This is a genomic window from Spirillospora sp. CA-142024 (assembly GCF_050942325.1).
Lineage (GTDB): Bacteria > Actinomycetota > Actinomycetes > Streptosporangiales > Streptosporangiaceae > Spirillospora.
This window is the reverse complement of sequence record NZ_CP192077.1, coordinates 4027166-4048600: the sequence shown is the minus strand read 5'-3', so window position 1 is coordinate 4048600 and position 21435 is coordinate 4027166. Positions and strand designations below refer to the sequence as shown.

The 21435-nt window shown below is 73.4% G+C and carries 20 protein-coding genes; 11 read left to right on the top strand and 9 right to left on the bottom strand.

What is annotated here, in order from left to right:
- Nucleotides 1-18 precede the first annotated feature (18 nt).
- The 4 genes from ACQPZP_RS19580 to ACQPZP_RS19565 all read left to right on the top strand — a co-directional run bounded on the left by ACQPZP_RS19580 (nucleotide 19) and on the right by ACQPZP_RS19565 (nucleotide 4560).
- On the top strand, nucleotides 19-282 hold the full coding sequence (locus ACQPZP_RS19580; protein ID WP_433469245.1) for a ubiquitin carboxyl-terminal hydrolase 14: 264 nt from the start codon (nucleotides 19-21) through the stop codon (nucleotides 280-282).
- Nucleotides 282-1853 carry an MFS transporter gene (locus ACQPZP_RS19575; protein ID WP_433479034.1) on the top strand — a complete coding sequence of 524 codons (1572 nt, stop codon included), beginning with the start codon at nucleotides 282-284 and terminating at the stop codon, nucleotides 1851-1853. The genes ACQPZP_RS19580 and ACQPZP_RS19575 overlap by 1 nt, the downstream gene beginning before the upstream one ends.
- A gap of 83 nt (nucleotides 1854-1936) precedes the next feature.
- On the top strand, nucleotides 1937-2815 hold the full coding sequence (locus ACQPZP_RS19570) for a LysR family transcriptional regulator (RefSeq protein WP_433469243.1): 879 nt from the start codon (nucleotides 1937-1939) through the stop codon (nucleotides 2813-2815).
- A gap of 149 nt (nucleotides 2816-2964) precedes the next feature.
- Entirely contained in the window at nucleotides 2965-4560 is a 1596-nt protein-coding gene (locus ACQPZP_RS19565) for a Na+/H+ antiporter (protein ID WP_433479033.1), read from the top strand.
- Between the two features lie 57 nt (nucleotides 4561-4617).
- Here the strand turns inward: ACQPZP_RS19565 and ACQPZP_RS19560 are convergent, their stop codons facing one another.
- Both ACQPZP_RS19560 and ACQPZP_RS19555 read right to left on the bottom strand, forming a co-directional pair.
- On the bottom strand, nucleotides 4618-5532 hold the full coding sequence (locus tag ACQPZP_RS19560) for an Lrp/AsnC family transcriptional regulator (RefSeq protein ID WP_433479032.1): 915 nt from the start codon (nucleotides 5530-5532) through the stop codon (nucleotides 4618-4620).
- Between the two features lie 75 nt (nucleotides 5533-5607).
- A complete protein-coding gene (locus tag ACQPZP_RS19555) occupies nucleotides 5608-5790 on the bottom strand; it encodes a hypothetical protein (RefSeq protein ID WP_433479031.1) in 183 nt (60 codons plus the stop codon).
- A 463-nt stretch (nucleotides 5791-6253) separates the two neighbouring features.
- Between ACQPZP_RS19555 and ACQPZP_RS19550 the strand changes: the two genes are divergently transcribed.
- The 6 genes from ACQPZP_RS19550 (at nucleotide 6254) to ACQPZP_RS19525 (ending at nucleotide 12180) form a co-directional block, all read left to right on the top strand.
- On the top strand, nucleotides 6254-7690 hold the full coding sequence (locus ACQPZP_RS19550) for a GuaB1 family IMP dehydrogenase-related protein (protein WP_433479030.1): 1437 nt from the start codon (nucleotides 6254-6256) through the stop codon (nucleotides 7688-7690).
- A gap of 138 nt (nucleotides 7691-7828) precedes the next feature.
- Nucleotides 7829-8461 carry a hypothetical protein gene (locus ACQPZP_RS19545; RefSeq protein ID WP_433479029.1) on the top strand — a complete coding sequence of 211 codons (633 nt, stop codon included), beginning with the start codon at nucleotides 7829-7831 and terminating at the stop codon, nucleotides 8459-8461.
- Between the two features lie 40 nt (nucleotides 8462-8501).
- On the top strand, nucleotides 8502-9983 hold the full coding sequence (locus ACQPZP_RS19540; protein WP_433479028.1) for an LCP family protein: 1482 nt from the start codon (nucleotides 8502-8504) through the stop codon (nucleotides 9981-9983).
- A gap of 64 nt (nucleotides 9984-10047) precedes the next feature.
- Nucleotides 10048-10485 (top strand): hypothetical protein, encoded by a 438-nt coding sequence (locus ACQPZP_RS19535; RefSeq protein ID WP_433479027.1) that lies wholly within the window; start codon nucleotides 10048-10050, stop codon nucleotides 10483-10485.
- A gap of 67 nt (nucleotides 10486-10552) precedes the next feature.
- A complete protein-coding gene (locus tag ACQPZP_RS19530; protein WP_433479026.1) occupies nucleotides 10553-11617 on the top strand; it encodes an enolase C-terminal domain-like protein in 1065 nt (354 codons plus the stop codon).
- Complete coding sequence (locus ACQPZP_RS19525) at nucleotides 11614-12180, top strand: AAA family ATPase (protein ID WP_433479025.1); 567 nt, start codon at nucleotides 11614-11616, stop codon at nucleotides 12178-12180. Before ACQPZP_RS19530 ends, ACQPZP_RS19525 begins: the two co-directional genes overlap by 4 nt.
- A 76-nt stretch (nucleotides 12181-12256) precedes the next feature.
- On the opposite strand, the gene ACQPZP_RS19520 is transcribed toward ACQPZP_RS19525, so the two are convergent.
- From ACQPZP_RS19520 to ACQPZP_RS19495, 6 genes are all read right to left on the bottom strand, one after another.
- The gene (locus ACQPZP_RS19520) at nucleotides 12257-12454 is read right to left on the bottom strand and encodes a hypothetical protein (protein WP_433479024.1); all 198 of its coding nucleotides are present in this window, start codon (nucleotides 12452-12454) and stop codon (nucleotides 12257-12259) included.
- Between the two features lie 125 nt (nucleotides 12455-12579).
- Nucleotides 12580-13782: an RDD family protein gene (locus tag ACQPZP_RS19515; RefSeq protein WP_433479023.1), complete on the bottom strand. Its 1203-nt coding sequence runs from the start codon at nucleotides 13780-13782 to the stop codon at nucleotides 12580-12582.
- A 91-nt stretch (nucleotides 13783-13873) separates the two neighbouring features.
- On the bottom strand, nucleotides 13874-15028 hold the full coding sequence (locus ACQPZP_RS19510) for an acyl-CoA dehydrogenase family protein (protein ID WP_433479022.1): 1155 nt from the start codon (nucleotides 15026-15028) through the stop codon (nucleotides 13874-13876).
- Entirely contained in the window at nucleotides 15025-16986 is a 1962-nt protein-coding gene (locus ACQPZP_RS19505) for an acetyl/propionyl/methylcrotonyl-CoA carboxylase subunit alpha (RefSeq protein WP_433479021.1), read from the bottom strand. Before ACQPZP_RS19505 ends, ACQPZP_RS19510 begins: the two co-directional genes overlap by 4 nt.
- Before the next feature lie 7 nt (nucleotides 16987-16993).
- A complete protein-coding gene (locus tag ACQPZP_RS19500) occupies nucleotides 16994-18628 on the bottom strand; it encodes an acyl-CoA carboxylase subunit beta (RefSeq protein WP_433479020.1) in 1635 nt (544 codons plus the stop codon).
- Nucleotides 18583-20301 carry an acyclic terpene utilization AtuA family protein gene (locus ACQPZP_RS19495; protein WP_433479019.1) on the bottom strand — a complete coding sequence of 573 codons (1719 nt, stop codon included), beginning with the start codon at nucleotides 20299-20301 and terminating at the stop codon, nucleotides 18583-18585. The genes ACQPZP_RS19500 and ACQPZP_RS19495 overlap by 46 nt, the downstream gene beginning before the upstream one ends.
- A 101-nt stretch (nucleotides 20302-20402) precedes the next feature.
- Between ACQPZP_RS19495 and ACQPZP_RS19490 the strand changes: the two genes are divergently transcribed.
- Complete coding sequence (locus tag ACQPZP_RS19490) at nucleotides 20403-21011, top strand: TetR/AcrR family transcriptional regulator (RefSeq protein ID WP_433479018.1); 609 nt, start codon at nucleotides 20403-20405, stop codon at nucleotides 21009-21011.
- A 1-nt stretch (nucleotide 21012) separates the two neighbouring features.
- On the opposite strand, the gene ACQPZP_RS19485 is transcribed toward ACQPZP_RS19490, so the two are convergent.
- Nucleotides 21013-21435 (bottom strand): methyltransferase domain-containing protein, encoded by a 423-nt coding sequence (locus ACQPZP_RS19485; RefSeq protein WP_433479017.1) that lies wholly within the window; start codon nucleotides 21433-21435, stop codon nucleotides 21013-21015.

The window sequence follows — 21435 nt, the reverse complement described above, 5'->3', positions numbered from 1 at the left end:
CCGTGGCACGATGCAAGCATGGCCACTTGTGAGCACGTGCAGACCGTCCCCGTGGAGGACCCGTCCCCGAACACCCCGCAGGGGTGCCAGGAGTGCCTGGAAGAGGGCACCCGGTGGGTTCATCTGCGGCTTTGTCTCGGCTGCGGGCACGTGGGCTGCTGCGACTCCTCCCCGATGCGGCACGCGAGCGCGCATTTCCAGAAGGAGGGGCACCCGATCGTCCGGTCGTTCGAGCCGGGCGAGGACTGGCGCTGGTGCTTCGTCGATGAACTGATCGTCTGATGCCCGACGTCCGCCTGCGCAGCGGCCCCGGACGCTGGATCCTGCTGGCGACGGTGCTCGGGTCGAGCGTGGCGATGCTCGACGCCACGGTCGTGAACGTGGCGCTCCCGAAGCTGGCCCGCGACCTGAACGCCGACATGGCCGACCTCCAGTGGACGGTGAACGCCTACACGCTGACCCTCGCCGGATTCATCCTGCTCGGCGGCTCGCTCGGGGACCGGTTCGGGCGGCGCCGGATCTTCCTCGTCGGCGTGGTGTGGTTCGCCGTCGCGTCGGTGCTGTGCGGCGCCGCGCCGAACACCGAGATGCTGATCGTGTCGCGGGCGCTGCAGGGCGTGGGCGGGGCGCTGCTCACCCCGGGATCGCTGGCGATCATCCAGGCGTCGTTCACGCCCGGCGACCGGCCCCGCGCGGTCGGCGCCTGGTCGGGCCTCGGCGGCGTCGCGGGCGCGATCGGCCCGTTCGCGGGCGGCTGGCTGGTGGAGGCGGCCGGGTGGCGGTGGGTGTTCCTGCTGAACGTGCCGCTCGCCGCTGTGGTGGTGCTGGTCGCGGTGCGGCACGTCCCGGAGAGCGTCGACCCGCAGGCCCGCGGGCGCTTCGACGTGCTCGGCGCGGCGCTGGCGGCGCTGGCGCTGGCGGGGACGACGTACGCGCTCACCGAGGCGCCGGGCGGCGGCGCCGCCGCGCCGGTCATCGTCGCCGCGGCCGCCGCGGGCGTCGCCGCGGCCGTCGCGTTCGTGCTCGTCGAGCGGGCGCGCGGCAGAAGCCGGCATCTGCCGGGCAGGCGGCCCGGGCGGGAGACTCCGCAGCCGATGCTGCCGCTGGACGTGTTCGCCTCCCGGCAGTTCTCCGCCGTCAACGTCGTCACCTTCATCATGTACGGCGCGATGGGCGTGCTGTTCTTCCTGTTCGTCCTGAACCTGCAGGTCGTCGGCGGGTTCTCCCCGATCGCCGCGGGGACGGCGCTGCTCCCGGTCACCGTGCTGATGCTGCTGCTGTCGGCGCGGGCGGGCGCGCTCGCGCAGAAGATCGGCCCGCGGCTGCCGATGACCGTCGGCCTGCTGGTCGCGGCCGCCGGGATGCTGCTGGTCGGCCGGATCGGCGAAGGCGCCTCCTACGTCCGGGACGTGCTGCCGGCCGTGGTCGTGTTCGGGCTGGGGCTGGCGGCCGTGGTCGCACCGCTCACCGCGACCGTCCTCGCCACCGCCGACGAGCGTCACGCGGGCGTCGCCAGCGGCGTCAACAACGCGGTGGCGCGGGCCGCGGGGCTGCTCGCGGTGGCGGCGATCCCGCCGCTGACCGGGCTCACGGGCGACGCCTTCGACGATCCGGACGCCTTCTCGCGCGGGTTCTGGCACGCGATGGTGACGTGCGCGATCCTCCTGGTGGCCGGGGCCGTGCTGACCTTCCTCACCGTCTCCGGCGACGCGCTGCGGACGCCGGCCGGGGAGGCGGTCGAGCCGGAGTGCAGGAGCCACTGCGGTGTCGGCGCACCGCAGCTCCAGCCCGAGCGGGAGACCGTGCCGTCCGCCGAGCCCGCCGGTGGCGCGCCGCCCGAGACCAAGGCCTGATCATCGGCCCGGCGGGCCGGATTGCCGGGTCCGGATCCGGCTATGTCCAGGACCGCAGCGGTTCGTTGGCATACGGTCGGTGCATGAATCTGCGGCAGCTGCGCTATGTCGTGGCGACCGCCGACCACGGCACGATGACGTCGGCGGCCCAGGCTCTCTACGTGGCTCAGCCCGCGCTGTCGCGGGCCGTCCGCGAGCTGGAGCGCGAACTCGGCGTGGAGCTGTTCGCCCGGTCGGGCCGGGGCGTCGTCCTCACCCCCGTCGGGGAGCAGGTCGTCCGGCAGGCCCGGATCGCGCTGGACGCCGTCGACGCGATCGAGGGGCTTTCGGTCACCCGGGCCAACGGCCGCGGCGCGGAACTGCGCATCGCCGTCACCGCGTCCCTGGAACCGGAGCTGACCGGGCGGCTGATCCCCCGCTTCGCCCGCGACCAGCCCGCCGTCCGGGTCCGGGTCGTGCGCTGCGCCGACCGCGACCAGGTCGCGGGCGCGCTGCGCACGGGCCGCGCCGACCTCGCGCTGACCGACCTGCCCGTCCCGGGCGACATGACCGCGCACCCGTTCGAGCAGCGGGAGGTGGTGCTGATCTCGCCGCCGACGCTGAAGGTCCGCGAGCCGGTGCAGCCCGCGGCGCTGGACGGGATGCGGCTCGTCCTGCCCGCCCGGGGCAGCGCGCGCCGCGCCGAGATCGACACGATGCTGCGGCGGATCGGCGCGACGCCGGTCGCCGCGGTGGAGTCCGACGAGCGCGGCGCGTGGCTCGGCTGGGTCCGCGCCGGCATGGGCTCCCTGCTGTGGTACCGCAACCAGATCGACGACACGGAGGGCGTGACGATCCGCTCGTTCATGCCGCCGCTCACCCGCATGATCGGGCTCGTCCACGCGCACCGCCGGCTGCCTCCCGCCGCACGGGACTTCCTCACCTTCGCCAAAGAGACGCCCCGCGAGACCCACCCGCGCTGACCCGACGACTGAGCGCCGGCGAAGGAGCGGGTCAGCGGCTTTGCCGGGGGTCTGGGGGGGGTCGCCCCCCAGATGGGTGCTGACGGCCGGCCCCGCCGATCGTGCCCGCGGGGGCGTCGGGTTTCCGCGGTCATGCCATCATCTGGCAGGTGGAGACGACGCACGCACTCTGGCTGCTGGCCGTTCCGGTCGGCGCGCTGATGGTGGCCGCGGCGGCGCGGCGCATCGGGCTGTCGGCCCCGCTGGTCCTGGTGATCGCGGGGCTGGCCTTCTCGTTCGTTCCGGGCGTCCCGGAGTTCGAGCTCGACCCCGAGTTCGTGCTCTTCGTGTTCCTGCCGCCGCTGCTGTTCTCCGCGGCCTGGAAGAGCTCGTTCACCAACCTGCGCCAGAACGTCTGGTCGATCGGGCTGCTGTCGATCGGGCTGGTGCTTTTCACCACGTTCGCCGTGGGATACGCGGCGTACCTGCTCGTCCCCGGGCTGCCTCTGTCGGCGGCCTGCGTGCTCGGCGCGATCGTGGCGCCGCCGGACGCGGTCGCGGCGGTGAGCGTCGCGCAGCGCCTCGGCCTGCCGCGCCGGACGGTGACGGTCCTGGTCGGGGAGAGCCTGTTCAACGACGCGACGGCGCTGACCGCGTTCCGGGTCGCGCTGATAGCGGCGACGGGGGCGGGGTTCACGCTCATGGAGGGCGTGTGGCGGTTCCTGTTCGCCGCCGCCGTCGGGGCCGCCGTCGGGCTGCTGCTCGGGCCGCCGCTGCACTGGCTGCGGACCAGGCTGAACGACCCGCTGGTGGAGAACGGCGTCGCGCTCGTCGCGCCGTTCGCCGCCTACCTGATCGCGGAGAGCGTGCACGCCTCGGGCGTCATCGCGGTGGTGGTCAGCGGCCTGTACCTCGGCAACCGGGACACCGAGTCCGGGGCGGTGACCCGGCTGATCGGCCACTCGTTCTGGAAGGTCATGGTGTTCGTGCTGGAGTCGGTGGTCTTCCTGCTGATCGGCCTCCAGCTGCCGCCGGTCGTCAACGAGCTGTCGGGACGCAGCTGGCAGCAGCTGACCTGGTGGGCGGTCGCCGTCTTCGCCGTCACGGTCGCCGCGCGGTTCGTGTGGGTGTTCCCCGCCTCGCAGCTCCCGCGGCTGCTGTCCCGGCGGGAGCGGTCGCTCGGGAACGTCGGCTGGCGCGGCATGGTCGTCGTGTCGTGGGCGGGGATGCGGGGGGTGGTGTCGCTCGCCGCCGCGTTCGCGGTCCCGTTCGTCACCACGGGCGACAAGCCGTTCCCGGGACGGGACCTGATCCTGTTCCTGACCTTCACGACCGTCCTCGGGACGCTGCTGGTGCAGGGGCTGACGTTCCCGGCGCTGATCCGGGCGCTCGGCATCGGCGGCGGCCGCGAGCGCTACACCGACACCGTGGCCGAGGCCGGGGCCCAGCACGCCGCCGCGCAGGCGGCGTTGGACCGGCTGGAGGAGCTGTACGCCGAGGAGCGGCTGGACGAGTCGGTGGTGGAGCGGCTCCGGCAGCTCGCCGAGCACCGGCAGCTGCGGGCCTGGGAGCGGCTCGGCGGCGGGACCGGCCCGGAGGGCGAGGAGCTGCCCACCGCGACGTACCGGCGGCTGCGGCGGGAGATGCTGCTGGCCGAGCGCCAGGTGTTCGTGCGGATGCGGGACGAGCGCCGCATCGACGACGAGGTCCTGACCCGGGTCATGTGGGAACTCGACCTGGAGGAGGTCGCCCTCACCCGCGACTGATCGGGAGCGGGCGATGCCCCGGCCACGGAGCATGCCGTGGCCGAGGCGACGGCTCGGTCAGGACGCCCCGTTGAGGGGCTGCTCGGGGAGCTCGACGGTGTAGGACTCCTTGACCACGTCCAGGTGGTGCCAGGACTCCCGCACCGTGGCCCCGGGCACCGACCGGATGGCGTCGAGCACGGCCACCAGCTCGGCGCGTGAGGCCGCCTCGGCCTGCCCGACGATGTCGTAGCGGCCGAACCCGGTCGCCAGGTACCGGACGCCGTCCTGGGCCGCGACCGCCTCGGCGACCTTCCGCAGCCCGCCGGTCACCAGCAGCCCGAACCCGCCGAGCTCGGCGGCGCCGAGGGCCAGCGGGTCGGCCAGGCCGGTGACCTGGATGACGCCGGTGCGCATGAGCCTGACCACCCGGGCGCGGGTCGCGGCCTGCGAGAGGCCGATGACGTGCGCGAGCCGGGTGTAGGGGGCGCGCCCGTCGCGCTGCAGCTCGTGCAGCAGCCGCCAGTCGATGTCGTCGAGGGTGACCTCGCCGAGCTCGCGCACCACCGCGTGCGTGTCGCGCACGGTGGACACCGACCGGAAGACCTCCGCCGCGCGCACCCCGGGGACGGACCGGACGTGGTCCACCTCGGCCGCGAGCGCGGCGTCGTCGCGGGTGCGCACCTGCGCGACCAGGTCGTGCGGGCCGGCGGTCAGCGCGGCGAAGCTGACGGCGGGGCGCTCGGCGATGGCCGCGGCCACCTCCCTGGCCGAGCCGTCCACGGTGACCGACACGTGCCCGATCGCCTCCGCGCCGACGACGGCGGCGTGCACGATGCCGACGACGCGGACGACCCGCGTTTCGAGAAGGTGCTGCACCCGTGCCCGCACCGCCGTGCGGGAAAGCCCGACACGGTCGGCGAGCGCCTGGAACGTCGCCCTGCCATCCCGCTGGAGCTCGCGGACGAGCACGGCGTCGACCGCATCCAGCACGGCTCTCCTCCTCGACATGTAATGAATCGTTTTGCCAGCGTCTGCAAGATCATTCCATTTCAAGACGGTATGACGTCAAATATTGATCTTGCTCGTGTTCGCCATGCCCGGCGGCCGTCGAAGCGTCGGCGGCCGGTTCCGGACGGCGACGTTTCCGATGCCGCGTAAACCGGCGCGAAAGCGCAACGCGGCCGGGCTCACGCCGCGCACCCGGCGCGGCGCGCCACCGTGGCGGCGGGCGCGCACGGTGGCGATCATCACTCCGGTGACCGCCGCGCGGCCGGGACGCCCCGCGGCGCGAACGGGCACGGCCGACCGGGCCCGGATGCGTGACCTGCATGCGCCTCTCCCGGTGTTCTGCTGTCCCGCCCCCTACGGCGGATCCGCCGTCCGCGTGAGGCACATGTAAGAAAAGTGCATCCAGGGCGCAGTTACGTCAAGAGGTAACTTTACAGAGAGCCAAGCCCCACGTTGCACCGTTTTCCACCAGGTCTGGGGATTCCCGTCGGTTATGCCTGGAAGAAGGCGTACAGAGCGTCGTGGATCACATCGCCGGCCCGCCGGGACACACTGTCATCACCCCTGGTCACGGCCCCTCGAACGGCTTTCGTGAGTGCGCGGGGGCGGCCGCCGCCACGGCTTGGCCGGAGCATCGCCGGGTATGTCGGACAATGTACGGTGGCCCAGCCACTCAGATCCGCGATTGGTGTGTAGTACAGCCGTGCGCCTGCTCAACGGTGAGCGTTCCGCTCACGACCTCACCTACAACGACGTCTTCATGCTCCCCCGCCGCTCCTCGGTCGGGTCGCGCCTGGAGGTCGACCTGGCCACCGGCGACGGCAGCGGAACCACCGTCCCGGTCGTGGTGGCCAACATGACGGCGGTGTCCGGCCGCCGGATGGCCGAGACCGTCGCCCGCCGCGGTGGGATCGCGGTGCTCCCGCAGGACATCCCGGTCGACGTCGTCGCCGAGGTCATCGGCTGGGTCAAGGGACGCGACCTGGTGGTCGACACCCCGATCCGGCTGGGCCCGTCCAGCACGGCCGGGGACGCGCTCGCGCTGCTGCCGAAGCGCGCGCACAACGCGGTGATCGTCGTCGAGGACGACCGTCCGGTCGGCGTGGTCACCGAGGCCGACTGCCAGGGCGTCGACCGGTTCGCCCAGCTCCGCGACATCATGTCCCGCGACCTGGTCACGCTGCCGGCCGGCGTCGATCCGCACGAGGCGTTCGACCGGCTGCACGAGCGCGGCCACCGGCTCGCCCCGGTCGTGGACGCCGAGGGCCGCCTCGCCGGGGTCCTCACCCGCACCGGCGCGCTGCGCGCCACCCTGTACAAGCCCGCCGTGGACGCCGCGGACCGGCTGCGCATCGCGGCCGCGGTCGGGGTGAACGGCGACGTCGCGGGCAAGGCCAAGGCGCTGCAGGAGGCGGGCGCCGACCTGATCGTCGTCGACACCGCGCACGGCCACCAGGACAAGATGATCAGCGCGCTCGCCGCCGTCCGCGGACTGGACCCGGGCGTCCCGGTCGTCGCCGGGAACGTGGTGACCGCCGAGGGCACCCGCGAGCTGATCGAGGCCGGCGCCGACATCGTCAAGGTCGGCGTCGGCCCCGGCGCGATGTGCACGACCCGCATGATGACGGGGGTCGGCCGCCCGCAGTTCTCCGCCGTCCTGGAGTGCGCCGCCGAGGCGCGCCGCCTCGGCCGGCACGTGTGGGCGGACGGCGGCGTCCGGCACCCGCGCGACGTGGCCCTCGCCCTCGCGGCGGGCGCCGCGAACGTGATGGTCGGCTCCTGGTTCGCCGGCACCTACGAGTCTCCGGGCGACCTGCAGCGCGCCGCCGACGGGCGGCTGTACAAGGAGAGCTTCGGGATGGCCTCGGCGCGGGCCGTGCGGCTGCGCGCCGCCGAGGACTCCCCGTTCGACCGGGCCCGCAAGGCCCTGTTCGAGGAGGGCATCTCCACGTCCCGGATGTTCCTGGACCCGCAGCGTCCCGGCGTCGAGGACCTGATCGACTCGATCGTGGCGGGGCTGCGCAGCTCGTGCACCTACGCGGGCGCCCGCACCCTGGAGGAGTTCCACGAGCGGGCCACGATCGGGATCCAGAGCCCGTCCGGTTACGCCGAGGGAATGCCGCTGTCCACCAGCTGGTAAAACCCGTGCCGCCCCGGCGGCCCGGCGGCACCGCGATTCGCGACACGCCGCCTCCATCACCCCGTGGCGGACGCGCTGACCTGCACTCTCTTATCCCAGGGCGGAGAAGGGGGTCTCCGCCCCCGAGGGGGGCGCAGCATGTTCGACGTCGGGCCGGCCGGAGCCGGGACGAGGCCGCTCGCGGAGGATCCGCCGCCCCCGGCCCGCGGCGCCGAGCGGGACCGCCGGGCGCGGGACGCGGCGCTGCGCGGGCTTGCCGAGGCGCTGCTCATCGCCGCGGTGTCGCCGGCGCTGCCGGGCATCGCGCACCTGCGGGCCGGGCGCGTCCGGCTCGGCGCGGCGCTGCTCGCCGTCCAGGCGCTGGTGCTGACGGCCGCCGCCGTCGCCGCCGGGCAGGACCGCTCCCTGCTGCTGCATCCCTCGGTGCGGCCCGCCTGGCCGGTGGCGCTGACGGCCGGCTTCGTCCTGGTCGCGGCGCTGTGGGCGGCGCTGATCGTCCACTCCTACGCCGTGCTCGTCCCGGACGGCCTGTCGCCGTTGTGGCGGCTCGCGGGCGGCACCACCGTGTCCGTTCTGTGCCTGCTGGTGATCGTCCCGCCGCTGACCGCGGCCCACGCGCTCGCGCCCTGCGCTCTGCCGGAGTCGGCATCCGGCTCCCCAAACCGCGGCGAATTCAATATCCTGGACAACTCTTGCACCAGAGGCCACATCCGCTCGCATGGGGTCGACTCTTACGCAACCTTTGCCCGGTTCCGCGCGTCCATTATGTGAGCCAGGGCTTAATTCACCGTGGGTGGGAATCGGAGCGTACATGGGTCGGTCGGCGAGGCGGCGTGCCCGGGACAGGGACGAGGACGGCAACTCCGGCGGGGCCGGGGGGTTGCCCCGTGCCCTGGCGCTGACGCTCGCGTCCGCCCTGGTCTGGGGCATCGCCCATTTCGTCACCGGCCGCCGCATCGCCGGCGGGCTCCTGCTGGCGCTGTACCTGGCGATCGGCGCCGTCCTGGCGGCCGCCGGAACGCTCTACCGCTCCGACCTGATGCACCTGGCCGTCCAGCCGGCCGCGCTGCAGCGGATCTCCGGCGGCCTCGTCGCGCTCGGCGTGCTGTGGATCCTCGTCGTGATCCGCTCCTACCTGGTGCTGCGCCCGGCCCGGCTCGCCGCGGGCGCCCGGACGCTGGGGGCCGCCTCCGTCGCGGTGATGTGCTTCGCCGTCGCGGTTCCGGTGGCGTGGTCGGCGCACAGCACCTACGTGTACCGGGACGCGCTGACCAGCATCTTCCGCAGCGGCAACGAGAACGGCAAGCACGTCGACACCGACGACCCCTTCAACGGTGAGTCCCGCGTCAACATCCTGCTGCTCGGCGGCGACGCCGCCGCCGACCGCTCCGGTGTCCGCACCGACAGCATGACCGTGGCCAGCGTCGACACGAAGACGGGCGACACGGTGCTGCTGAGCCTGCCGCGCAACCTGGAGCAGTTCCAGATGCCGCCCGGCCCGGCGCACGACCGGTTCCCCTACGGTTTCACCGGCGACGGGCCGCAGAACCCGGGCCTGCTGAACGAGGTCTACGAGTACGCCGAGAACCACCCCGACGTGGTGCCCGGCGTCGCCAAGAACCACCGCGGGCCCGAACTGCTGAAGGCCACCATCGCCGGCATCCTCGGCGTGCGCGTCGACTACTACATCCTCGTCGACATGTTCGGCTTCGCCGACATCGTCGACGCCATGGGCGGCGTCAAGCTCAAGATCACCGAGCCGATCCCGTACGGGCTGCAGGGCGGCGTGCTCCAGCCCGGCTACCGGACGCTGAAGGGCAAGGAGGCCCTCTGGTACGGACGGTCCCGCACCGGCAGCAGCGACTACGTCCGGATGGGCCGGCAGAAGTGCCTGATGCGGGCGATCGCCGAGCAGGCCGACCCGCAGACCGTCCTCACGAGCTTCGACAAGCTCGCCGCGGCGGCCAAGCGGACGCTGTCGACCGACATCCCGCAGGAGCTCCTGCCCGCGCTGATGAAGCTGTCGAACAAGGTCAAGAACGGCGCGCAGATCCGCAGCCTGCAGTTCGTCCCGCCGCTGATCTACTCCGGGAACCCGGACTTCGACAAGATCCGCGCGCTGACGTCCGACGCCGTCAACAGCGACCCCCGGCAGGTCAGCGCCAAGCCGAGCGACACGCCCACCGCCTCGCCCACCGCCTCGCCGACCGATTCACCGGACGGCTCGCCGAGCGCCACCGAGACGCCCAAGCCCGACACCAAACCGGTGTCGCTGGAGAACAGCTGCCCATAGGACGAGCCGCGAGCGCCGCTGCTACGGGGTTCCAAGCCGCGGGCGGCGGGAGGACACTGGGCGCGTGAAACCGGTGCATCGGGTCCGGCAGGTCGTCAACGCGGTCAACCTGTCCACGTGCCTCGGGCTGCTGCTCGCCTCGACCGCGACGCGTGGCCCGGGCCGCGTGCGCAGGGGTCCGGAGGGGCTGCTCGTGGCCGGCGGCTACCGGCTGCCGTTCCCGATCGCGTCCGCGTTCACGGTCGGCAACGTGATCCTGGTGCGCGGTGACGCGTCCGGCCTGGCCGACGGATCCCGGCTGCTGCGCCATGAGGGACGGCATTCGACCCAGTACGCGTGGTGCCTCGGCATCGCCATGATCCCCCTCTACGGCGCGTGCGCGGGCGCGTCGATGCTGCTGTGCGGGGACTGGGCGTCCTACAACCCCTTCGAGCGGCTCGCCGGCCTGGCGGACGGCGGCTACGAGCGGCGCCCGCTGCGCCCGTTCCTGCGGCGGCCCTGACCGGCGGGTGTCCCTCCTGGTCCGGGGAAGGGGGATCATTGAGGGAGACGATGACTGAGAAGGGCTGGTGCGGGTGCCTCGGATCCACGGCTGCGACGCCTACCGCGTGACGATGCCGCGCGGACGGCGGCCGGAGAGCGTCCTCGTCCGGCTCAGCGGCGACGACGCCGTCGGCTGGGGCGAGATGGCCGTCCCGGCGGGCGCCGCCGCCGCGGGCGCGGCCTGGGCGGACATCGAGGAGCGCATGGGGCCGGCCCTGATCGGGCTCGACTGGGAACGCCCCGAGGACGTGTCCGCCGCCGCCGACCTCGGCGCCAGTGAGGCCGCGGCGGCCGTCGACACGGCCTGCTGGGACCTGTGGTGCCGGACCCGCGGCGTGCCGCTCGCCCACGCGCTCGGCGGGACCCGCACGTCCATCGTCACGGGCGCGCGGATCTCCCCCGAACCGGCGCTGGACACGATCACGGGCCGCGTCAACAAGGCCGTCGGAGCGGGCCACACCCGCGTCACCCTGGACGTCCGTCCCGGCTGGGACGTCGAGCCCGTCCGCGCGATCCGGCAGGCGTATCCGGCGCTGGCGCTCGTCGCCGACGCGGGCCACGCCTACGGCGAGTCGCCCGCCCACCTCGCCGCGCTCGAAGCCCTCGACGCCTACGGCCTGGCGGCGATCGAGCGTCCGTTCCCCGCCGGGGACCTGGCCGCGCACGCCCGGCTCCAGCTGCGGGTGAGCACCGCCGTGGCCCCGGCGGTCGGCGACCTGGAGACGCTCGACGCGGCGTTGATGCTCGACGCGGGCCGGGCCCTCCACCTGCGGCTCGACCGGCTCGGCGGGCTGACCGCGGCGCGCAGCGCCCACGACCTGGCCTACGCCGCCGGGTGGGACGTGTGGTGCAGCGGGTGCGGCGCGTTCGGCATCGGGCAGGCCGCCGCGGTCGCGCTCGCCGCGCTGCCCGGGTGCACGCTGCCGAGCGACGTGTCCGACCCGGCGGGCGGCCCGGTGTTCGTGACGCCGCCGGTCCGCTCGTCCGGCGGTGTCGTCGGCGTCCCGCTCACCCAGCCGGGTCTCGGCAACGAGGTCGACGAGGCGCGCATCGAGCGGCTGGCGACCCGCCGCATGCGCCTGTCCACGTGACATCCGCCCCGGCCTGGGTGGTGGCGGGGCCGCCCGGCTCCGGCAAGACGACGGTCGCGGAGCTGCTCCTGGCCCGGCTGCGTCCCGTCCCGGCACTGCTGGACAAGGACACGATGTACGGGCCGTTCGTGGCGGCGACGCTCGCGGCGTCCTCCCGTGATCCGGGCGAGCGTGAGGGCCCCTGGTACGACGAGCACGTCAAGCGGCACGAGTACGCGGGGATGACCGCCACGGCGCGGGAGATCCGGTCCCACGGCTGCCCGGTGCTGCTCAGCGGCCCCTTCACCGGGCACATCCGGGACGAGGCCCGCTGGACGGAGTGGGTCGCGGCCCTCGGCGGCGCTCCCGTGCACCTCGTCTGGATCAGGACGGACGCCGTGACCCTGCGCCGTCGGCTGGAGGAACGGGCTTCGCCCCGCGACACCGCCAAGCTGGCGGCGTTCGGGGAGTTCACCGCCCGGATGCGTCCTGAGACGCCGCCTCCCGTGCCCCACACGGCCGTGGACAACCGCCTCACCGCGCCGGCACCGCTCGAAGCCCAGCTGAACGACCTGCTCGGATGAACGGCTGGCGGAGGTCGCGCGGACCTCCGCCAGCGGTGGCCGGGGCGCCCGTCAGCGGGCGGCGCCCGTCATCGGATCAGATGTTGATGTTGATATTGGTGTTGGTGTTGTGGTTGTCGCAGCAGCCGCATTTGCAGTGGTGGTCGTGGCCGCCCTTGGCGGAGGCGTGGACCGCCGGCGAGGTGGTGGCCGCCGACGCCGTGGCGGCCACGCCGGAGAACCCGGCCAGGGTCGTGGCGGCCGTCAGAACCAGAACCGAGAGAAACCTGCTCATGATCATTCCTTTCGCCGTCTCGGTGCTTGCTCTGCGGTCCTTCCCGACTGGCCACTCTATGTAACTAGATCATCACTATAAGTAAGAAAAGTCCGGCAGGTCGTGCCCTTGGTCCTGTGTCGGCGTCAGGGGGCGGCGGGCGGTTCTCCCGGGTCGACGGGAGCCTGCCATGGGCCGGGCGGCTGCCCGGACGCGTGCGGGGGTTGGCCGGGCCGGCCCGGCTGGCCGTACTGGCCCGGCTGGGCAGGTGGCGAATACTGTCCGGGGGGCGCGTACTGGCCCGGCTGCGCGTAAGGGTACGGGTCGTAGTACGGCTCCGGCGGTGGGAGGGCGGGCCGTTCGGGCGCCGGGGGCAGCGGTGGCGCCTGGCGCGCCGCCCGGCGGTCCCGGTAGGCGTTCTTGAGCCGTCCGCCGAAGCGTTTGCCCATGTCGCCGACCTGCTGCGCCCGTTCGCCCTGCATCGCCCCGTGCACCCTGGCGGCGGAGCGCCGGCCGAGATCCTGCACCTGCCGGGCGCGCTCCGACTGCAGGGCGCGCTGCGCGGCCTCGGCCTGGGTGAGCCGGACGGCGTTGTCGCGGACGACCTGGCCCGCGACCTGGCCCGCCGCCTGCGTGCCGTCCCAGGCGATGACGGCGCCCTGTCTCGCGGCCTCGGCGGCGCGCCGGTAGCCGTCCGCCCGGACCAGGGCGGTGCCCGCCACCAGGTCGGCGAAGGTGCGGCGGCGGGCGCCGACGAGCGCCGGCGCGCTGTTGGCCAGGAAGACCCCGACGGCCGCCAGCCACATCACGAGGGAGAGGAGGAACAGGCCGTGCAGCAGGAGGATGCAGGCGGCGCAGTACAGGCCGGTGCCGCCCGCCGTGGTCGCCAGGGAGCGGCGCAGCGCACGGGACTTGGCGGACCTGGCGTTCTCCACGCGCAGATCCAGCACGGCTTTGCCGATGGTGCGGCCGGCGAGGGCCTGCCCGGCGAACTGGTGCAGGAACTCGATCAGGATGAGCAGCAGCAGCGCCTGCTCGACGGCCTCGACGACCTTCCGCCAGAGACCCATGCCGAAGTCCTCGGCGGCGTTCTGGACGTCGCCGCCCGACAGCAGGAGCCCGCCGGTCGCCGACAGCGCGTCGCCCCACAGGCCGTCCCCGAGCAGGCCGTTCAGCCGGCCCCACGTCATCATGCCGAGGAGGACCGCGGCGCCGGCGAGGAGGGCGGTGTCGATGCTCCAGGCCGCCAGGCGGCGGCCGCGCGGGGCCGCGGTCGGGGCCGGTGCGGGGGGCGGCGCGGGCGGCCCGGGGTCGGGGGCGGGCAGGGGTACGGGCGGCGGACCGTGCACGGAAGTCCCTCGGGTCGCGATCTTCTCTTGATCAAAGCGCCGGACCGTCAGGATTTTAGGGCGCGTTGTCTCCCGCCGCCACCGCGTGTCCTCAGTAGGACTTGGGCAACCCGAGGGAGTGCTGCGCGACGAAGTTGAGGATCATCTCGCGGCTGACCGGCGCGATCCGCATGAGCCGGACCACGCCGGCGAGCATCCCGACGCCGTACTCGGTGGTGAGGCCGTTTCCGCCGTGGGTCTGGATGGCCTGGTCGACGCAGTGGATCGCGGCCTCGGCGGTGGCGTACTTGGCCATGTTCGCGGCCTCCCCGGCGCCGGTGTCGTCGCCCGCGTCGTACAGCCAGGCCGCCTTCTGCCCCATCAGCCGGGCCAGCTCCAGCTCGATCTTGGCGGCGGCGAGCGGGTGCGCGAGGCCCTGGTGCGCGCCGATCGGCGTCCGGAACACCTGCCGGTCCCTGGCGTACGCGGTGGCCTTGCCGAGGGCGAGCCGGCCGATCCCGGCGCCCATCGCGGCGGCCATGATCCGCTCGGGGTTGAGGCCGGCGAACAGCTGCAGCAGGCCGCCGTCCTCGTCGCCGACGAGCGCGTCGTAGGGCAGCCGGACGTCGTCGAGGTGGCAGACGAACTGCTTCTCCGGCGACACGATCTCCATGTCGATGGGGGTGTGGGTGAAGCCGGGGGTACCGGTCGGGACGATGAACAGCGACGGGCGCAGGTTTCCCTTCTGGTCCTGCGTGCGGGAGACGAACAGGACGGCGTCCGACTCGTCCACACCCGAGATGAACGTCTTCTGCCCGTTCAGCACCCAGCCGTCGCCGTCCCGGCGGGCCGTGGTGGTGATGCGGTGCGAGTTGGAACCGGCGTCGGGCTCGGTGATCGCGAACGCCATCTTGACCGAGCCGTCCGCGAAGCGCGGCAGCCAGTGCTTCCGCTGGTCGTCCGTGCCGGACCGGCCGATGATCGTCGCGCAGATCGCCGGGGACACGACCATGAGCAGCAGCGGGCAGCCCGCGGCGGCGAGCTCCTCGCACACGGCGGCGAGGTCGCCGATGCCGCCGCCTCCCCCGCCGTACTCCTCCGGCACGTTGACGCCGAGATACCCGAGCCGCCCGGCCGCGGCCCACAGCTCGTCGGTCTTCCCCCCGGACCTGGCCTTCTCCACGTAGTAGGAGGACCCGTACTCGGCACCCAGTTCGGCGACGGCCGCGCGCAGCGCGCGTCGCTCCTCGGTCTCCACGAAGCTCATTCCGGGTTCCCTTCGATGATCGCGAGGACGGCGCCGGACTCGACCTGCTGTCCCGCCGCGACGTTCAGTTCCGTGACCGTCCCGGCGGACGGCGCGGCGATCCGGTGCTCCATCTTCATCGCCTCCAGGACGACGAGGGTCTCCCCCTCGGCGACGGCCGCGCCCGGTTCCGTCCCGACGCGGACGACGGTGCCGGGCATGGGGGCGAGAAGCGAGCCGGCGGCGATGTGGCCGCTCGGGTCGGCGAAACGCGGGACGGCGGTGAGCGTGACGGGGCCGAGGCGGGAGTCGACGTGCACCGCGTCCCCGGCCGTCTTCACCGTGAAGGTCTCGCGGAGGCCGTCATGGTCGAGGACGACCTGGTCGGGCGTCGCGGCCACCAGCGAGGTACCGGGGCACAGGTCGGAAGTCAGGCCGTCCCGGAGCAGGCGGTAGTCGACGTCGACGGCGCCGTGCGGGCCTTCGAAGGTCCTGCGCTGGGGCTGGGACCTGACATTGCGCCAGCCGGACGGGAGGCCGCCGAGCACCGCCGCGGCAGACCGGTTCGCCGCCGCCTGGGCGAGCGCGGCGGCCAGCGCGGACACCCTGACCGCGGCCTCGTCCGCCAGCGGCGCGGCCAAGGCGCCGAGGCCGACGCGGTCCAGGTAGCCGGTGTCGGTGTCGCCGTCCAGGAAGGACGGCTCCTCCAGGATCCGGACGAGCAGGTCGCGGTTGGTGGTGAGGCCGTGGATGCGGGCGCCGCGCAGCCCGGCCGCCAACCTCCGGGCGGCCGCGGCCCGGGTCGGCGCCCACGCGATCACTTTGGCGAGCATCGGGTCGTAGTGGACGCCGACCTCGACGCCGCTCTCCACACCGCTGTCGAGCCGCAGCCCGTGCTCCGCGGGGACGGCGAACTCGGCGTCCACGCCCGGGACCTCGAAGGTGTGCAGGGTGCCGCTGGCAGGCCGCCAGCCACGCGCCGGGTCCTCCGCGTACAGGCGGACCTCGATGGCGTGGCCGCGCGGCTCCGGCATGTCCTCGCCGAGACGGGCGCCCTCGGCGACCTCGATCTGCAGCCGGACGAGATCCACCCCGTACACGCACTCGGTGACCGGGTGCTCGACCTGGAGGCGGGTGTTGACCTCCAGGAAGAAGAAGCGGCCGTCGCGCGCCAGCATGAACTCGACCGTGCCCGCGCCCACGTAGCCGATCGCCCGGGCCGCGCTCGCCGCCGCCTCGCACAGGCGCGCCCGCAGCCCGGGTGGGACGGCGGGCGACGGCGCCTCCTCGACGATCTTCTGGTGGCGTCGCTGGATCGAGCATTCGCGTTCGCCGAGCGTCCAGACCGTCCCGTGCGCGTCGGCGAGGACCTGCACCTCGATGTGGCGGGCGCCCTCGAGCAGCGGCTCGCAGAACACCGTCGGGTCGCCGAACGCCGACTCCGCCTCGCGGCGCGCGGCGGCGACCGCGCCGTCCAGTTCGTCCGGCGCGCCGACGACGCGCATGCCGCGGCCGCCGCCGCCCGCGGAGGCCTTCACCAGCAGCGGGAAGTCCGCCTCCGCCACCTGGGCGGGGTCGAGTTCGGGCAGCACCGGGACGTCCGCGGCGGCCATCAGCTTCTTGGCCTCGATCTTGGAGCCCATCGCGGCGATCGCCGCGGGCGGCGGGCCGATCCAGGTCAGGCCCGCGTCGATGACGGCCCGCGCGAAGTCCGCGTTCTCCGACAGGAACCCGTAGCCGGGATGGACGGCGTCGGCCCCCGCGCTCTTCGCCACGGCGAGCAGCCGCGCGGACGACAGGTACGTCTCCGCCGGGGACGCACCGGGCAGCCGGCCCGCCACGTCCGCCTCCCGGACGTGCGGCGCCCCGGCATCGGGGTCGGAATGGACGGCGACGGTCCCGATGCCGAGGTCCCGGCAGGCCCGCAGGACGCGGCGGGCGATCTCGCCGCGGTTGGCCACCAGCACTCTGTTGATCATCAGTCGCTCACATCCGGAAGACGCCGAAGCCGTCGGCCCCGCGGACGGGCGCGTTGCAGACGGCGGACAGGCACAGGCCGAGCACGGTCCGGGTGTCGCGCGGGTCGATCACACCGTCGTCGTAGAGGCGTCCCGACAGGAAGAACGGCAGCGACTCGGCCTCGATCTGCGCCTCGACCATCTCCCGCATCGCGCGGTCCTGGTCCTCGTCGTAGGCCTGGCCGCGCGCCTCGGCCGCCTGCCGCGCGACGATCGACAGCACGCCCGCGAGCTGCTGCGGCCCCATCACCGCCGACTTGGCGCTCGGCCACGCGAACAGGAACCGGGGGTCGTACGCGCGGCCGCACATGCCGTAGTTGCCCGCCCCGTACGACGCCCCCATCACGATCGTGATGTGCGGGACCCTGCTGTTGGCCACCGCGTTGATCATCAGGGCGCCGTGCTTGATGATCCCGGCCTGCTCGTACTCCTTGCCGACCATGTAGCCGGTCGTGTTGTGCAGGAACAGCAGCGGGGTGTCGTTCTGGTTGGCGAGCTGGATGAACTGCGCCGCCTTCTGCGCCTCGTCCCCGAACAGCACGCCCTGCGCGTTCGCGAGGACCCCGATCGGGTGGCCGTGGACGCGCGTCCAGCCGGTGACCAGGCTCGTCCCGTACAGCGGCTTGAACTCGTCGAACCGCGACCCGTCCGCGATCCGCGCGATGACCTCGCGCGGATCGAACGGGACCTTCAGGTCTTCAGGGACGATCCCGGCGAGTTCCTCCGGGTCGTACAGCGGCTCCTCCGCCGGGCCGGGCTGCGGTCCGAGCTTGCGGTGGTTGAGGTTCCGGACGATCTGACGGCCCAGGCGGAGCGCGTCCGCCTCGTCGGCGGCCATGTAGTCGGCGAGCCCGGACGTGCGCGCGTGCATCTCCGCCCCGCCGAGCTCCTCGTCGCCGGCCTCCTCACCGGTCGCCATCTTCACCAGCGGCGGACCGCCGAGGAACACCTTCGCCCGCTCCTTGACCATGACCACGTAGTCGCACATGCCCGGGATGTACGCGCCGCCGGCCGTGGAGTTGCCGAACACCAGGGCGATCGTCGGGATGCCGGCCGCCGACAGCCGGGTCAGGTCCCGGAACATGCGCCCGCCCGGAATGAAGATCTCCTTCTGGGTCGGCAGGTCCGCGCCGCCCGACTCGACCAGGTTGATCACGGGCAGCCGGTTCTCCAGCGCGATGTCGGAGGCGCGGAAGCTCTTCTTCACCGTCCACGGGTTGCTGGACCCGCCCCGGACGGTCGGGTCGTTCGCCACGATCACGCATTCGACGCCCTCGACGACGCCGATACCGGTGACGACGCTCGCGCCGACGGGGAAGTCGCTGCCCCACGCCGCGAGCGGGCTCAGCTCCAGGAACGGCGAGTCGGGGTCGAGGAGCAGCTCGATGCGCTCCCTGGCGAGCATCTTCCCGCGCTTCCGGTGGCGGGCGACGTACTTCTCACCGCCGCCCTCCAGCGCCTTGGCGTGTTCGGCGTCCAGCGCGGCGAGCTTCTCCAGCATGGCCTGGCGGCGCTCCCGGTACTCCGGGCCGTGCGTGTCCAGCGTGCTCCTCAGGGTCACAGGACGGCCTCCGGGATGTCGACGAGGCGGGATCGCAGCCATTCCCCGAGGGCCTTGCCCTGCGGGTCGAACCGGGTCGAGGCCGATACGCCCTCCTGCAGCAGCCCTTCGACGACGAAGTTCACCGCGCGGAGGTTGGGCAGCGTGTGCCGCCGGACGGTGTGCTCCCGGGTCTCCGGCAGCAGCTCCTGGAATCTTTCGATGGTGAGGAACGGCTCCAGCCAGCGCCACTGCGCGTCCGTCCGGGCCCACACGCCGATGTTCGCGTCCCCGCCCTTGTCCCCGCTCCGCGCTCCCACGACCCGGCCGAGCGGTGCGCGGACGGTGGGGCCTCCTCCCGCGTTCTCTTGCGGGACGATGTCCTGCCGATCGGGTTTGGGCTCGCCGGTCTCCGCGGGCGCGGGCGGGATGGGGATGCGTTTCCCCTCGTGGGTGACCGCCACGTGCTCGACCACGCCGTTCGGGACGAACGCGGGCGTGTAAACGCCGTACGGACCGCCCTTGCCCGGCGGTGTCGTCATCGTGAAGCCCGGGTAGCCCGCGAGGGCCAGTTCCACCGCGGCGCCGCTGAAGGCGCGTCCGACCGTCTCCGGGTCCGGGTCGAGGACGGCACAGCGGAGCAGGGCCGTCGCCTCCCCCTGTGTGGCCGGGTCGGGCTTGGCTGCGCCGATGAGCGTCCACTCGACGCGGGCCGGCCGGGCATCGCCGAAGGCCGCCTCCAGCCGGGCCTTCGCGAAATCGGCCTTGGCCTCGATGTCCAGGCCGGTGAGCACGAACGTCATCTCGTTGCGATGGCCGCCGAGGTGGTTGAGGCACACCTTGGTGGCCGGAGGCGGAGGGACGCCTCTCACGCCGCTGATCCGCACTCGGTCGGGGCCGTCCGGCGCCAGGTCGATCGTGTCGAACCGCGTCGTCACGTCCGGACCGGCATAGGATGGCCCGCCGATCTCGTACAGCAGCTGCGCCGTGACGGTCTCGGCGGTCACGGCGCCGCCCGACCCGGCGTGCTTGGTGATCACGCTGGTGCCGTCGGGATGGATCTCGGCGATCGGAAAGCCGAGGGCCTTTACATTGTAGATCTCTTGAAAGAAGGCGTAGTTGCCGCCGGTGGCCTGCGCCCCGCACTCGAGCACATGCCCGGCGGCCGTCGCGCCGGCCAGCGCGTCCCAGTCGTCGCGCGCCCAGCCGAAGTGCGCCGCGGCCGGGCCCACCACCAGCGACGCGTCGGTGACGCGTCCGGTCACGACCACGTCGGCGCCGGCCCGCAGGCATTCGACGATCCCCCAGGCGCCGAGGTAGGCGTTGGCGGTCAGCGGCCGCCCGTACCGCTCGTCCGCCAGGCCCAGTTCGTCCGCCCGTTCGAGCAGGTCGTCGCCCTCCACATGGGCGATCCGCACGTCGATCCCGAGCCGGGAGGCCAGTTCGCGGAGCCGGTCCGCCAGCCCGCTCGGGTTGAGCCCGCCGGCGTTGGTGACGATCTTGGTGCCGCGAGCCGCGGCCAGCCCGAGGGACTCCTCCATCTGCCGCAGGAAGGTCGCGGCGTACCCGGCGTCCGGGTCCTTCATCCTGCCGCGGCCCAGGATCAGCATCGTCAGCTCGGCCAGGTAGTCGCCGGTGAGGACGTCCAGCGGCCCTCCCTCCAGCATCTCCCGCACCGCGGAGAAGCGGTCGCCGTAGAAGCCCGAGGCGTTACCGACCCGCAGCGGTTGGCTCATGCCTGAACCCTGCCAGCCCGCACAGAAAAAATCAATCGCGCATGATTGTTTCTTGCCGTGATCATTTGATTGACTGGAGGACCACCGGACCCGAGGACTCCATGACCGCCCAGGCACTCCCCCGCGAACCGCAGCAGGACCGCAGCCGCGCGACCCGCCGGCGCCTCCTGGAGGCCGCCATCGACTGCCTCGCCTCCGTCGGCTGGGCGGGGACGACCGTCGCGGTGGTCGCGGAGCGCGCGGGCGTCTCCCGCGGCGCCGCCCAGCACCACTTCCGGACCCGCGAGGACCTCGTGACCGCCGCGGTCGAGTACGGCGCGGACGTGCGGAAGGCCCGGATGCGCGAACGGCTCGACGCGCTCGCCGACCACCGTCCGTCCACACTGGACGTCGTCACCCTGCTCGGCGAGATGTACACGAGCCCCCTCTTCCGCGCCGCCCTCCAGCTCTGGGTCGCCGCCAGTTCCGACGAGCAGCTCCGCGCGCGGGTCGTCCCCCTGGAGGCCCGGGTCGGACGCGAGGTGCACCGGCTCACGGTCGAGGCCCTGGGCGCGGACGAGTCGGTCCCGGGCGTCAGGGAGACGGTCCAGGCGACCCTCGACCTCGTCCGGGGTCTCGGCCTGGCCGATCTGCTCACCGACGACTCGGCTCGCCGCACCCGTCTGCTGCACCAGTGGGCCGCCACCCTGGACACGGCCCTCGGCCGCTGACTCAGAGCGCCAGTTCGCGCAGCGGATCGCCGCCGTCGATGAAGAGGCGTCCGCCCGGGGCCAGCGCCGCGGCGATGCACGCCATGGCCTTGCGCCCGGCGCCCGGATGACGGCCGTCCAGCGCCCCGACCCGGACGGCGAAGACGAGATCGAAGGGCGCTTCGCCGGCTTCGAGCCCGAAGTCCTCGATCGCCGCCCGCCGGACGCTCATCCGCCCCGACGCGATCTCCTCGGCGGACGCGGCCTCCGCCTGCGCGATCGCCGTGGCGGACCGGTCGATCGCGAGGATGTGCCCGGTGCCGAGCCGGGCCGCGACGGCTCGCGCGGCGGCGCCGGGCCCGCATCCGATCTCCAGGACCCGCATGTCCGGCGTGAGGGGCAACGCGTCCACGATCTCGGCGAGCCTGGGCGATAGCGGGGGCAC

Coding starts and splice junctions, on each gene's coding strand:
- ACQPZP_RS19490 (WP_433479018.1), top strand. CDS start 20,403: ATGACCGCCCAGGCACTCCCCCGCGAACCGCAGCAGGACCGCAGCCGC.
- ACQPZP_RS19495 (WP_433479019.1), bottom strand. CDS start 20,301: ATGAGCCAACCGCTGCGGGTCGGTAACGCCTCGGGCTTCTACGGCGAC.
- ACQPZP_RS19555 (WP_433479031.1), bottom strand. CDS start 5,790: ATGATCGCCACCGTGCGCGCCCGCCGCCACGGTGGCGCGCCGCGCCGG.
- ACQPZP_RS19510 (WP_433479022.1), bottom strand. CDS start 15,028: ATGAGCTTCGTGGAGACCGAGGAGCGACGCGCGCTGCGCGCGGCCGTC.
- ACQPZP_RS19540 (WP_433479028.1), top strand. CDS start 8,502: ATGGGTCGGTCGGCGAGGCGGCGTGCCCGGGACAGGGACGAGGACGGC.
- ACQPZP_RS19505 (WP_433479021.1), bottom strand. CDS start 16,986: ATGATCAACAGAGTGCTGGTGGCCAACCGCGGCGAGATCGCCCGCCGC.
- ACQPZP_RS19545 (WP_433479029.1), top strand. CDS start 7,829: ATGTTCGACGTCGGGCCGGCCGGAGCCGGGACGAGGCCGCTCGCGGAG.
- ACQPZP_RS19580 (WP_433469245.1), top strand. CDS start 19: ATGGCCACTTGTGAGCACGTGCAGACCGTCCCCGTGGAGGACCCGTCC.
- ACQPZP_RS19575 (WP_433479034.1), top strand. CDS start 282: ATGCCCGACGTCCGCCTGCGCAGCGGCCCCGGACGCTGGATCCTGCTG.
- ACQPZP_RS19570 (WP_433469243.1), top strand. CDS start 1,937: ATGAATCTGCGGCAGCTGCGCTATGTCGTGGCGACCGCCGACCACGGC.
- ACQPZP_RS19500 (WP_433479020.1), bottom strand. CDS start 18,628: ATGGCTGCGATCCCGCCTCGTCGACATCCCGGAGGCCGTCCTGTGACC.
- ACQPZP_RS19520 (WP_433479024.1), bottom strand. CDS start 12,454: ATGAGCAGGTTTCTCTCGGTTCTGGTTCTGACGGCCGCCACGACCCTG.